The 12,247-nt window shown below is 60.3% G+C and carries 9 protein-coding genes and 1 tRNA gene; 1 reads left to right on the top strand and 9 read right to left on the bottom strand.

Annotated elements, in window-relative coordinates; genetic code table 11:
* Nucleotides 1–39 precede the first annotated feature (39 nt).
* The 9 genes from ACNSPV_RS03460 to ACNSPV_RS03500 all read right to left on the bottom strand — a co-directional run bounded on the left by ACNSPV_RS03460 (nucleotide 40) and on the right by ACNSPV_RS03500 (nucleotide 11,078).
* Nucleotides 40–3,075: a bifunctional diguanylate cyclase/phosphodiesterase gene (locus ACNSPV_RS03460; protein ID WP_348584614.1), complete on the bottom strand. Its 3,036-nt coding sequence runs from the start codon at nucleotides 3,073–3,075 to the stop codon at nucleotides 40–42.
* A 34-nt stretch (nucleotides 3,076–3,109) separates the two neighbouring features.
* Complete coding sequence (locus ACNSPV_RS03465; RefSeq protein ID WP_348584613.1) at nucleotides 3,110–4,552, bottom strand: extracellular solute-binding protein; 1,443 nt, start codon at nucleotides 4,550–4,552, stop codon at nucleotides 3,110–3,112.
* A 241-nt stretch (nucleotides 4,553–4,793) separates the two neighbouring features.
* Entirely contained in the window at nucleotides 4,794–6,911 is a 2,118-nt protein-coding gene (locus tag ACNSPV_RS03470) for a PTS transporter subunit IIABC (protein ID WP_249238034.1), read from the bottom strand.
* A gap of 100 nt (nucleotides 6,912–7,011) precedes the next feature.
* Nucleotides 7,012–7,860 (bottom strand): PRD domain-containing protein, encoded by an 849-nt coding sequence (locus ACNSPV_RS03475; RefSeq protein WP_348584611.1) that lies wholly within the window; start codon nucleotides 7,858–7,860, stop codon nucleotides 7,012–7,014.
* Between the two features lie 145 nt (nucleotides 7,861–8,005).
* The gene (locus tag ACNSPV_RS03480) at nucleotides 8,006–8,242 is read right to left on the bottom strand and encodes a hypothetical protein (protein WP_339395511.1); all 237 of its coding nucleotides are present in this window, start codon (nucleotides 8,240–8,242) and stop codon (nucleotides 8,006–8,008) included.
* A 57-nt stretch (nucleotides 8,243–8,299) separates the two neighbouring features.
* A tRNA-Met gene (locus ACNSPV_RS03485) sits at nucleotides 8,300–8,376 on the bottom strand.
* Between the two features lie 114 nt (nucleotides 8,377–8,490).
* Complete coding sequence (locus ACNSPV_RS03490; RefSeq protein ID WP_348584609.1) at nucleotides 8,491–9,621, bottom strand: DUF4349 domain-containing protein; 1,131 nt, start codon at nucleotides 9,619–9,621, stop codon at nucleotides 8,491–8,493.
* On the bottom strand, nucleotides 9,608–10,102 hold the full coding sequence (locus tag ACNSPV_RS03495; protein ID WP_249238031.1) for an RNA polymerase sigma factor: 495 nt from the start codon (nucleotides 10,100–10,102) through the stop codon (nucleotides 9,608–9,610). The genes ACNSPV_RS03490 and ACNSPV_RS03495 overlap by 14 nt, the downstream gene beginning before the upstream one ends.
* Nucleotides 10,103–10,502: 400 nt before the next feature.
* A complete protein-coding gene (locus ACNSPV_RS03500) occupies nucleotides 10,503–11,078 on the bottom strand; it encodes a hypothetical protein (RefSeq protein WP_339395509.1) in 576 nt (191 codons plus the stop codon).
* Between the two features lie 532 nt (nucleotides 11,079–11,610).
* Between ACNSPV_RS03500 and ACNSPV_RS03505 the strand changes: the two genes are divergently transcribed.
* Nucleotides 11,611–12,180, top strand: coding sequence for a biotin transporter BioY (locus ACNSPV_RS03505; protein ID WP_348584608.1), 570 nt, complete (start codon nucleotides 11,611–11,613; stop codon nucleotides 12,178–12,180).
* Nucleotides 12,181–12,247: the final 67 nt, after the last annotated feature.

The following is a 12,247-nucleotide window of genomic DNA, read 5'->3' on the forward strand; positions in this document are numbered from 1 at the left end:
AAAAGCACCTCCCGTGCTGTTTTTGCTCCCGGCCGGACATCAGCCGCAGTCTGAGCTATGGCTGTTTTCAATGATCTGCCGGGCAGCGGGCGCGATCCGGGTCGGGATGTTGGCGGGCTTTGCAAGGAAATAGCCCTGCAGGCCGTCCACGCCCAGTTCCAGCACCTTTTTCAGTTCCTCGGCCGTCTCCACGCCCTCTGCAATGATCTGCATGCTGCGCGGGTGGGCATAGGCCACGATGTTCTGCACGATCTGCTGTTTGTCGGGGTCGGTGTCGATGCCGCGGATGATGGTGAGATCCACCTTGATGAACCGGGGCGAAAGCTCCAGCAGGCTGCCCTCGTTGGAGTAGCCGCTGCCATAATCATCCAGCGCGAACATGCCGGAAAAGCCCGGCGCACGGCGCTTTGTTTCCATTGCTTCCCGGTCGATCGCCTCTTCCTCGGTGATCTCGATCACCATCTGACGGCGCAGCTCATGCCAGCGGCTGTCCATATACTCGCTGTCCTCCCGCGGCAGGGCAATGCTTGCAATGGAGTTGATGAACAGCATCGCGTCCCTGCGCACAAGGCCCTCGCTGCGCAGGTGGTCAAAGGTCTCCAGCGACTTGAAGAAGGTCAGCCGTTCGATCTCCTGCAGTGCTCCCTGCTCCCGCGCCAGCTTCATGATGGTGGCAGGCGAACGCAGTCTCTCCATATCGGAGCGCATCAGGGCTTCGTAGGCCATCACCCGGCCATCGTGGGCCGAGAAGATGGGCTGGAACACATAGTACACCCGTTCCTCGGTAAGCAGCTGCTGGAAGTCCCGCCGCAGCTGTGCGGTCTGGGCTTCCCTGCGGTAGCTTTCCATGCTGAACTCCTGCAGGCAGCCCTTGTGGGAGTGCTTGACCTGATACAGCGCAAAGTCGGCATATTTTTTCAGGGTCTCCATGTCCCGGCTGTCCTCCGGGTACCATGCCATGCCGCCCGAGATGCTGATGCGCAGTTCGCTGCCGCCGGGCAGCACCGCCACGCTCTTGTGCATGGCGTCGCTCAGGATGCGCACTTTTTCGCGGATCTGCTCCCGGTTAAGATAACCGTAGAACAGCAGCATGAACTCATCGCCGGACAGGCGGGCCACCACCGTGCCGGCGGGGGTGTTCTCTGCCAGACAGAGGCCGGTGCGGTGGATGTACTGGTCGCCCCAGTCGTGGCCGTAGGTGTCGTTGATGTGCTTGAGGTTGTCCAGATCCATCATCAGCAGGGCTGCGGTGCCCAGCTGCTGCGGGTCCTCAAACAGCTCCCCGCACACCCGCTGGAAGGCCTGACGGTTGTACAGGCCGGTGAGGATATCGTAGTCCCGTTCGTGCTCGATGCGCAGGCGCTCCAGCGTGGCGATGGTGACATCCTCGGCCAGACCCACCTGCACGTTCCAGTCTTTGGTGACGCGCAGCAGAACGTAGCGGGTCTGGCCATCCTTGCGGATGGTCAGCAGCTTGTCTCCCCTTTCCGTGGTGGTGCAGGGGCGGGAAAGCTGGATCCGGGTCAGCGTCTCCTCAAAGCGGCGCACGCTCAGGAAGCGGTCCGCGGGCTGGGGTTCGCCCAGCAGGGAAAAAAAGTTATCGGTAACATACACGCTGCCGGTGTCGAACCGCAGCTCATAGCCGCCCAGCTCCACACTGGCCATATCCATGATGCGCAGAAACTTTGTGGAGTTGTTCAGCAGCTCGCTGTTCAGGCTGGTCAGTGCATCAGCCAGACGATCCAGCTCCCGGATCTTTGTATGGGACAGCTCCGGGAACTTCTTTTTCTCCTGCCCGTCCACCACCTCGTAATACAGCAGCTCCACCGGGCGGGCCAGCTTGCGGGCGGTCAGCAGGCTGCTCAGAATGCCCAGCACCAGCGTACCCACCACCACAGCGGTGAGCACATGCCGGACATTCTGCGCAAAGGCAAACAGCGTCTTGCTGTTCACCGCGCCGATCAGCAGCCAGTGCTCATCGGAGAAGGGCGCATTGCGGCTGTACAGGCTGATGGGCATTGCCACCGCGTAGTAATCCCGTTTGTGCAGGTTCAGCCAGCAGCCGTCTGCCCGCCTCTCGCAGCGCATCATGCTTGCCGGCGCTGCCAGTGCATCGCTGTCCTGACTGGACGTGACCGACTTGCTGACCACGAATTCCTCGGCGTCCTCGTCCGCAGTGGTGGACACCAGAAAATACGCGCCGTTTTTCTCGTTCTGCAGCTCTGCATAGGGCATTTTTTCCTGCAGGTAGCTAGTGAGCAGCTCCACGCCCACCACGCCGTACACCGTGCCGTCCGGCAGGATCAGCGGCTGGGAGTAGGCAATGGCCGAACGGTCATCGCCCGGGATCGTGTATGTGCTGGTGGTCCAGCGGCCGTAATATTCCTCGCTCAGGCGGGCATTGTCCTCATAGGCCCGCAGGAACGGCTCCTTGAAAAAGCCCCGGTCCTTCAGGCCATAGTAGCGCAGGACAGGCTGCCAGCTTTTATCGGTGGTGATGCCCAGCGCCTTGACCACCGCCGCGCTGCCGCGCTCGATCAGCAGGTCGGCATTCTCCTCCGAAGGGCGGGCGTCCGGGTCCAGATCCCGCAGGTAGATGCCGGGCACACCGCTGCCCACATCCAGAATGCGCAGGTCCTCGGTGTTCAGCACCACAAAAATGCCGGTGACAGACCGTGCGCGCAGGGTGTTGACCAGCTCCGGTGCAATGGCGGCAAGCAGCGCGCTGCTCTGTTCACTGTCGGTGTTCAGGGCATCCAGATCCAGACGGCCCGTGTTCACCATGGAAAGGGTGGCCCGGTCGATGTAGTCCGAGAGCTCGGTCAGGTTCTGTGCATCCTGCATCAGGTCCTGCATGTAACCGACGCGGTTGCGCACCTGCATGGCAAGCATGTCCTTTGCGTTCTGGTTCAGCCTGCCGCCCACATTGGTGACGTAGATGCTGATGATGAGCAGCAGGACCTCTGCCACCAGCACCAGCATCATCGCCCCGAAAATGGTGCGGAAGATCGGTTGTGTCTTTTCTCCGCGCCGGGGCGTCTGTGTGCCCTGCGCTGCCCGCCTGTGCAGCATCATCCTCACCTCTTTTTCTCCGTGTATCCCGCGCAGCTCAGCCCTCGTACCGTGCAAGCTTTGCGCAGATGTCCTGATACCATGCCTCAAAATACTCGTCGGTCAAAAACTCGGCCTCTGCCTCGGCGGCACTCCGGCCCTCGGCGATGCGCTGGACCACCGTCTCGCGGTCCGCTGCGGCAAGGTCGCTCAGGCCATATTCCAGCACCTTGCGGGCACTGTTGCTGCCTGCAAAGGCGTGGGGCGTATACAGACGATTCCCGTTCACCGTATCCACCGCAACCTCCAGCGTCTGCTGCATGTTATCGTCCAGAGTCAGGCCGCTGGCAAGGATCTCCTGCATATCGTTGGCTTTCCGGGTAACAGGCAGATAGCCCGAGCCCACCGAGAACGCAATGTTGTTCTCTGCCCGGACGAACCATTTGAGGAACTCCACCGAGGCCTCGACCTCCTCCTCTTTGGCTGCTGTCACCACCATACCGGCACCCTGCTGCACCGCTACCGCCTCGCCGCCTTCAAACTGCGGGGCGGGCAGTGTCCTCAGGCTGATCTCATGGCTTTCGTTGGCGTCGTTCGTCACCCTGGTGGGGAAGAAGGTGGCGCTGGAACTGGAGCCCACGTAGGCCAGCACATTGCCGGTCTTGATATCATCGCTGCGGAAGCGGCCGGTGGCGGCAAACCAGCCCCTGACAAAGGGAACATAGTAGTTGTCCCACAGCCTGCGGGCCACATCGCGCTCAAAGTTGACGGTCATTCTGCCGTCCTTCACTGCAAAGATGGTGTCGCCCAGCTGCTGTGCGCCCACCAGCATATAGTTTGCCATGGCATCACGGCCGAACAGCGCCTTGCCGTCATCCGGCGCGGCGGTCTGGGCATCGGTCCAGTTGTAGTATTTTTCTGCGGCGGCCGTCAGCCCCTCCATGGTGGCAAGGTCCTCATATCGGACATCGGTGGCATCGGCAAAGGCCTGCCAGTCGGTATCATTGAGGAACAACAGCTCGGTGGATTTTGCCACCGGGAAGATCTTGATGCTGTCGTCCTCCCCGAAGCCCCCCTCCGAGAGGTAGCCTTCCACGAACTGAGCCTTTTCCTCCTCGGTCAGGCAGGGGGCAAGGTCCACCACCATGCCCATCTGGTCCAGCGCATAGGCGGTATCGGCGTAGGCCGAGAAGATATTGGGCATGGCGGCAGCGCCCACCTTGCCCTCGGCAGAGTCCATCACACTGGTTTCCAGATCGTTGACGCTGCCCTGACTCTCGGTGGACACCTTGATGCCCTTTTGGGCACCGACGGTCTCGTTGAACTGGTTCACAAGGCTGGTAAAGCTTTCCAGCTGGTCGCCATTGTAATAGGTCCACACCATGATATCGGTCACTTTGGCGGGCACTTCTGGCCCGGCGCTGCCGCTGCAGCCGGCGCAGCCCAGTGCCAGTGCCGCCGCGCACAGTCCACACAGCAGCGACTTGATATGGTTTTTCATTGGTTTTCTCCCTCCGGGTGCTGCACAGCAGGCTTGCCTGCCCGTGTCCAGTTTACATCCAGTTTATCATACCATCATTTTCCGCTGGCGTAAACAGAAACGCGCAAAAATCACCCACAGCGCAGAGAGAAAGGCCCCGACCGGCCGGAAAAACCGGCTTTTGGGCAGCACAAAGGGCCGTCCCCCGCATTCGGAGACGGCCCTTTGCTTTATGATAACCCTGCCTTTTGGGAGAAACGCATCAGCCCTTCAGTTCCAGCAGTGCATCGCCCTGCTTCACGGTACCGGAGGCTTTGGGAGTGACCGCTGCATACTCGTCGGTGTTGCAGACGATCAGCGGTGTGGTGACGGGATAGCCCTCGGCCTTGATGGCCTCGATGTCAAAGCGGATCAGCGGCTGGCCCTTGCGCACCTTGTCGCCCTCATTGACGAGGTAGGTGAAGTGCTTTCCGCCCAGCTTGACGGTGTCGATGCCAATGTGCATCAGCAGCTCCGCGCCGTCAACGGTGGTCATACCCACCGCGTGGTGGGTGTCGAAGGTGGAAGAGATCTCGCCGTCGGCAGGAGCCACCAGCTCACCCACCGCAGGCTCGATGGCAATGCCGTCGCCCAGCGCACCGCTGGCAAAGGCTTCGTCCTTCACCTCGGCCAGCGGGACAACGGTGCCGGTGAGGCAGGCTGCAAGCACGGTATCCTTTGCGGCTGCTGCCGGGGCTGCGGGGGCAGCTGCCGGGGCGGGTGCTGCGGGCGCTGCCGGGGTCTTGGGCGCATTTTCCAGATAATCCTCCAGCTTTGCCTTGATGACTGCCACCTTGGGGCCGTACACCACCTGAACGCCGTTGCCCTTGCAGATGACGCCGGAAGCGCCGGAAGCCTTGAGCACATCCTGCCGAACCAGCGCAGCGTCCTTGACGGTGCAGCGCAGACGGGTGGCGCAACAGTCCACGTCGGACAGGTTGTCGGTGCCGCCCAGACCTTCCACGATCAGGGCGCTGACCGGGTCATCCCCTGCGGGGGCGTTGCTGCCGGAAGCGGCGCTGCGGGCGTTCACGTCCGCACGGGTGTACAGCTTGACCTCCTCGGCATCGTCGCGGCCCGGGGTCTTGTAGTCAAACTTGGAGATCATGAAGCGGAAGATCAGGTAGTACAGCACAAAATACACTGCACCCACAACGACCACCCAGATCCAGTGGGTCTTGGCGTTGCCCTGCATCGCGCCGAACAGCACCAGATCGATCAGACCGCCGGAGAAGGTCATGCCCACGCCCACGTTCAGGATATGCATGAGCATGAAGGACAGGCCCGCCAGCACGCAGTGCACGGCGTACATGGGAAGTGCCACAAAGATGAAGGTGAACTCCAGCGGCTCGGTGATGCCGGTGAGGAAGGCGGTCAGGGCTGCAGAAAGCAGCAGGCCGCCTGCCGCCTTTTTCTTTTCCGGCTTTGCGCAGTGGTACATTGCCAGCGCAGCGCCGGGCAGGCCGAACATCATAAAGGGGAACTTACCGGCCATGAAGCGGGTGGCGCTGACCGAGAACACCGTGGTGGACTTGGAGGCCAGCTCTGCAAAGAAGATGTTCTGGGCACCGGTCACGGTGACGCCGTCGATGATGGCGGTGCCGCCCACAGCGGTCTGCCAGAACGGCATGTAGAACACATGGTGCAGGCCGAAGGGGATCAGTGCACGCTCCAGCAGGCCGTAGATAAAGGTGCCTGCATAGCCGGAAGCCAGCACCAGTGCGCCCAGCGCAGCAATGCCGCTTTGCACCACCGGCCAGATGTAGAACATGGCGATGCCGACCACCAGATACACGATGGAGCTGATGATGGGCACAAAGCGGGTGCCGCCGAAGAAGGCCAGAACCTGCGGCAGCTCGATCTTATAGAACTTGTTGTGCAGGGCTGCCACGCCCAGACCGACCACGATGCCGCCGAACACGCCCATCTGCAGGGTGGTGATGCCCAGCATGGTGGTGGTGGAGTTGGCGGGCATTGCGTCCACGCCGCCAGCGGCGTTGATCATGGCCTGAATGGCCGTGTTCATGATGATATAGGCCACCGCACCGGACAGGGCGGCCACCTCTTTTTCCTTGCGGGCCATGCCGATGGCCACGCCCATGGCGAACAGCAGGGCCAGATTGTTGAACACGGCGCTGCCGGTCTGGCTCATCACGTCCAGAATGGTGTAGATCAGGGTACCGGGGTGGATGACGCTGTTCAGGCCATAGGCCGCCAGCATGGTCTCGTTGGTGAACGAGCTGCCGATGCCCAGCAGCAGGCCCGCCACGGGCAGCAGTGCAATGGGCAGCATAAAGCTGCGTCCGACACGCTGCAGCACGCCAAAGATCTTGTCTTTCATCTTCAATTCTCCTTTTCCAAATTTGTATCCAGCAAATATATCCACACGCAGGCGCGGCCTGCGGAGAATCAGAGGTACGGCGGTGCGGCAGGCGGGCGGCTTACTTTCCCATCCGGATGCGCTTCAGGTGAATGGTGAGGAACACCAGCTCCTCGTCCGAGAGTTCCTTGTTCCATGTGTTGCGCACATAATCCGCAAGGCAGCAGGCACATTTATAATGTTCGCTGCAGTTCCGTGCGATCAGCGCCCGGAACATCTCATCGTGGGCATCGTTCTCGCTCTCCTGTTTGCCCTGAAACACCCGCTGCGCAAAAAAGCGCAGATGCACTGTGAAGCGGCTGAAATTCAGCGCGTCCCGGTCAAAATGGCAGCCGTAGAAGCACTCCACCACCTGCACGCAGCCGTCCACAAAGCGGGTGACGTCGTTCACCACGCTCATGGTGGTGTTCAGCTCCGCATTGACGATGTGCAGGGCGATGAAGCCGCCCTCGTCGTCCGAGAGGTCTGCTTTGCAGCGCTGGCGGATGATGGCCAGACAGTCCATGCCAAGGCGGTACTCCTGCGGATAGAACTCCCGGATCGGTGCCATGAGCGGGTTGGAGAAGCGGATGCCCTGCTCACTGCGCTGGATGGCAAAGCTGATGTGGTCGGCCAGCGTGATGAGCAGGCTCTCGTTCAGCGGGTAGTTCACCCGGCTGCGGATCATTGCCACCAGCTCATCGGTGAGCAGCAGATGCTCATAGGGGATCTGTTCCAGCAGCTCCACCAGCTTCTGCTGCACGGCAGGGCTGGTCATGCGGTAGCTGCGCTCCACCTTTCCGGCGTCCAGCTTGTACCCCGGCTTTGCGCCAAAGCCCAGCCCGCGCCCGGTAACGATCAGCTCGCAGCCGGTGGGGTCCACCACCCGCAGGATGTTGTTGTTGATCGGTTTTTTGACGGTATATTGCATCGTCTCTCCTCCTCAGGCCGAAAAAGGCAATAAAAAAAGACCACTCCTGACACAGCAAATAACACCGAAGGCTGAAACACGCTTTCGGCTTGTGCTGTGCAGAGTTGGTCTAGCCCGCCAAACGGTAACAATCCAACGACGCTGCTCACGTACGATTTTCTTTTGATCTGGCCCAAAGCGGCCCGCCGCATGAATGCAGACCGGCTCTGTGCTTTTTTAAAATAGCATATTTTTTGCAGGGCGTCAAGGCGGAAATGGCCTTCCGGTCCCGTTTTATCAGGCTGTCCAAATTCAGGTGATATTTTACAGCAGAATGACGAGTAAAGAGAAGTCCTGCCCCGGGTTTTTCCACCGTTGATCCCTCTCCTGTGGAAAAGCCCATGATTTTCCTTCCGAAAAAGCAAAACAAAAAAGCATCCTGAAATTTCAGGATGCTTGGTGGTTGCGGGGGCCGGATTTGAACCAACGACCTTCGGGTTATGAGCCCGACGAGCTACCAGACTGCTCCACCCCGCGATATTTACTTTGTGCTCTCAGCGGTTCTCGCTGACTGCTCAAGTATAATACCACACAGCGGGATGGATGTCAACCCTTTTCTGAAAAAATTTTCTGGTTCCCTTCCGGGCCTGCTCACTTTCTCTTTTTGCGCCACACTGCGACGCCGCCAGCCACCGCCGCCGCGATGACCACCACCGGCCATGCGCCTGCAAGGAAGACGGCCAGCTGCTGCACGCCCTGTGCAAAGTTCTGCCAGCCGCTGGCAAATGCGTCGGCCATGCGGGAGACAAAGCCCTCGCTGGGCGGCGAGTAGGTCTTTACCTCGCTCAGGCTCACGCAGACGGTGCACTGCTCCACCTGATTGCTGTACCAGTCCATCTGGCTCTGCCAGCTCTCGATCTGGCTCTGTACCTCGGTCAGACTGGACTCGATCTCCAGCAGGTCGGAAAGGGTCTCGGCCTGCTGCTGCAGCTGCTGCAGACGGGTGCGCTGGGCCTTGAGGTTCTCAAGCCGGGCCTCCACATCCATGTACTGGGCGGTCACGTCGTCGGCCTGCTGGTTTTTGTAGGTCACGTTGCCGGCTTCGGCCACAGCCGCAAGAAAGCTGGCGTAGTTCTTCTGCGGCACCCGGAAGGTCAGGCTGACGCTGCGGCTGTCCTCGGTGCCGGAGTATTCGCTGCTGGATTCCATGTATCCGCCCGCTTCGGCAGCCGCCGCATCCAGCGCAGCGCGGGCCGCGTCGTAGTCCTTGCTTTCCAGACTGAGGTTCGCAGTGTAGATGATCTTTGCGTGGTCGGTGCTGTGGGCCGCTGCCGCCGCGTCGTCCTCCGAATAAGCAGCGGTGCCGTTGTCTGCGCCGCTTTCCAGTGACAGGCTGTTCAGGCTGTAATCGGCGGCCATGGGGCTGTCCATAGCGGCGCGGTCCACGCCGCCTGCCGCCATCGCGGCCGCAGAGCTGTCCGCCGAATAATAGGCCGCCGGGCTGCTGCTCTTTGCGCCAAGGCCGATCATGCCGGTGGCAAAGGCACCGTAGCCCACCGCGCACACCGCCAGACAGGCCGCCAGTGTGCCCACCCGCTTTACAGGAAAGCGGACAGGCTTTTTCCGCTGCACCGGTGCAGGCCGGGCCGGTGCCGGGGTCTTCATCATGGGCTGGTTCTTTTCCTCTTCGGTCAGCTGGTCGGTCATGGCCAGCAGCTTTGCTTTCAGGTCCTCCGGTGCACAGAGATCGTCCGTCTCCATCTTATACTCATACCACCTCATCCTCGATCTCCTCCTTCAGCATCGTATGTAACTGTGCTCTTGCGCGCCGCAGCCAGCTCAGCACCGTGTTGGACGGTGCACCCAGCATCCGCCCGATCTCCGCCGCCGTGTAGCCCTCATAATAATGAAGGTAGATGGCGTTGCGGTAGTTTTCCGGCAGGGCGCGCACCGCATCCAGCACGCTGCCGTCCGCAAACTCATCCGGTGCGGGCAGGTTCTCGTCCAGCTCCGTGTCCTTCTGGTGCGCTGCACGGGTCAGGTCCCGGCAGCGGTTGATGGCTACCCGCAGCAGCCATGCTTTGAGGTGCTCCTCACTCTCAAAGGTGCCGTTGTAATGCAGGAGTTTTTCGTAGACATCCTGCACCACATCCTCGGCATCGGCCGCGCATCGGCTGTTGTGCATGGCAGCACGGTAGACAGCATCGCTGTACTTCTGCACTGCCAGCGTGAATACTTCATTTCTGGTCAGCTGTCCCATCATTCAAGCTCTCCTTTTACGCCTGTACAGGGCTGTGGAATCCGTATTCCACGGGGACATTCACCCTATACACGGCTGAACGCCCCCGAAGATTGCATTGCTGGAAAATTTTATGAAAAACTGCGCACACAGGCCGTTTGTGCGCATTCGTATGCGATAGTATACCATGAAACCGCAAAAAACAAAAGGGTTGCAAAAGGCCTTTTGGTCAAGAATCGTCTCCGCTTTGCCAACTCACCCGCTGGCGCGGATGCTCCCCATAGGGAGCCAGCCACCGATCTTAACGACCCCATCCCGTGAAAATGCAATAGCAGACGGCCCGCAGGCCGTCTGCTATTGCTGAATTAAAAATAATATTACATTAAATATTGTCCGGGTTGCGGCGGCCATTCAGATCCTTCTCTCACCGACGGTAGACCCTTTGCAGCAGGGCCACCCGCCCGGCCAGAAAGGTATCCGCCTTCGGGTGATGCAGCCAGCGCTTGTGCTGTGCCGTATGCACCAGCTTCCGGCCCAGCGCTGCGGGGTCGGCATCGATGAGCTCCACATCCTGCATAGTCAGCTGCAGCGCCAGCGCCGCAGGCGCATCCGGCACAGGCGGCAGCGGGTCCTCCCACACAAAGGGCGGCAGCAGCTGCACCGCCACGGTGGTGCGGGTGCACTCCCCGGTGAGCAGCAGCGCCGCAGGCGCGCCGTCCGGTGCCACATGCAGGGTGCTGTACAGCAGCTGCAGATTGCCCGGGGCCAGAAGGCGGGTATCCCCTTCCCGCTCCGTGGGCGACAGGGTCAGATACTCCCGCGCTTCGTCCGGATCGATCCACCGCGCCGGTGCCTGCACGCGGGCATACAGCGCCGGCAGGGCAAAGCTGCCCGCCGCATCCAGTGCGTGCTGCAAAAGCAGATAGAACTCGGTCAGCGGGCAGGCCGGGTCGGGCTGCGGCATCCCGAAATCGGGGCGCGATACGTGTCCTCCACCCATAAGGGACCTCCTTGTTTTTCTTGACAAGCCGTATAAAACAGGCTATACTATCAATAGAAAAGGTGCTGCCCGCAAGGGTCAGCTCTCTTCGGCTAAGTAGTCAATAAGAATGACCGCTCAGTGTTTGCGAGACTGTGGGCGGTCATTTCTTATTGTTATGGATCTCCTTAAAGATTGCCCATGCGATCTGAAATGTAATTCCGACTGTCCCGCCGATGACGACGAACAGCTGAAGAACGTCTTCTAACTTCATGAGGCATCCCCCCTTTCGCGTTTGCGTCCGGGGGAACCGAGCAATAAGGTTTCACAGCCCCCGGACACTTGCCGGAGGAAGTCAGACCACCTTTTTATGCAGACAACACCCGCCGCCGTCTCAGGCGGCATTTTTATTTTAGCACACTCTCCACCGTATTACAATCAGGTTCCGAATTGTAAACCCCCTGCAAACTTTATTGTTGACCATCTGTCCCCCGCTGCGCTATACTCGGGCACAGATGCCTTGTAAATTTTTAACAGAGGGGAATTTCAATCTATGAAAAACAAAAAACTGACCACCTATCAGATGGCCGTCACTGCACTGATGGCCGCCGCAATGTGCGTGCTGGGCCCGCTGACGGTGCCCATCGGGGCCGTGCCCATCTCGCTGGCAAACTTTGTCATCTGCCTGACCGCATGGCTGCTGGGACCCAAGTTCGGCACCCTGAGCGTGGCGGTGTATCTGCTCATCGGTCTGGTGGGCGTGCCGGTGTTCTCCGGCTACGGCGCAGGCATTGCCAAGCTGGCAGGCCCCACCGGCGGCTATCTGGTGGGCTATCTGCTGCTGGCCTTCATCGGCGGTCTGTTCATCGAAAAGAGCAAGGGCCAGCCCGTAGTCTCCGGCATCGGCCTTGTGCTGGGCGATGCTGCCTGCTATGTGCTGGGCACTGCATGGTTCGTGTTCCAGATGCAGTGTGAGCTGAGCTATGCGCTGTCGGTGTGCGTGTATCCCTTCATTGCGCTGGACCTTGCCAAGATCGTGGTGAGCTGCGTCGTGGGTGCACTGCTGCGCAAGCGTCTGGAGCAGGCCGGTGTGCTGAAACTGCAGAGTGCAGTTTCAGAATGATGTGCCTGCGGCAATGATGTGCTGCGCAATGATGTTTGTGCCGGGCACAAAATGATGTGCCGCTGCG

This window comes from Faecalibacterium sp. 3 (assembly GCF_048323735.1).
Taxonomy (GTDB): Bacteria; Bacillota; Clostridia; order Oscillospirales; family Ruminococcaceae; genus Faecalibacterium; species Faecalibacterium wellingii.

What these genes read in the sequence shown, in the direction of transcription:
- ACNSPV_RS03460 (WP_348584614.1), bottom strand. Translation starts at nt 3,075, where the DNA reads ATGATGCTGCACAGGCGGGCAGCGCAGGGCACACAGACGCCCCGGCGC.
- ACNSPV_RS03465 (WP_348584613.1), bottom strand. Translation starts at nt 4,552, where the DNA reads ATGAAAAACCATATCAAGTCGCTGCTGTGTGGACTGTGCGCGGCGGCA.
- ACNSPV_RS03470 (WP_249238034.1), bottom strand. Translation starts at nt 6,911, where the DNA reads ATGAAAGACAAGATCTTTGGCGTGCTGCAGCGTGTCGGACGCAGCTTT.
- ACNSPV_RS03475 (WP_348584611.1), bottom strand. Translation starts at nt 7,860, where the DNA reads ATGCAATATACCGTCAAAAAACCGATCAACAACAACATCCTGCGGGTG.
- ACNSPV_RS03480 (WP_339395511.1), bottom strand. Translation starts at nt 8,242, where the DNA reads ATGGGCTTTTCCACAGGAGAGGGATCAACGGTGGAAAAACCCGGGGCA.
- ACNSPV_RS03490 (WP_348584609.1), bottom strand. Translation starts at nt 9,621, where the DNA reads ATGAGGTGGTATGAGTATAAGATGGAGACGGACGATCTCTGTGCACCG.
- ACNSPV_RS03495 (WP_249238031.1), bottom strand. Translation starts at nt 10,102, where the DNA reads ATGATGGGACAGCTGACCAGAAATGAAGTATTCACGCTGGCAGTGCAG.
- ACNSPV_RS03500 (WP_339395509.1), bottom strand. Translation starts at nt 11,078, where the DNA reads ATGGGTGGAGGACACGTATCGCGCCCCGATTTCGGGATGCCGCAGCCC.
- ACNSPV_RS03505 (WP_348584608.1), top strand. Translation starts at nt 11,611, where the DNA reads ATGAAAAACAAAAAACTGACCACCTATCAGATGGCCGTCACTGCACTG.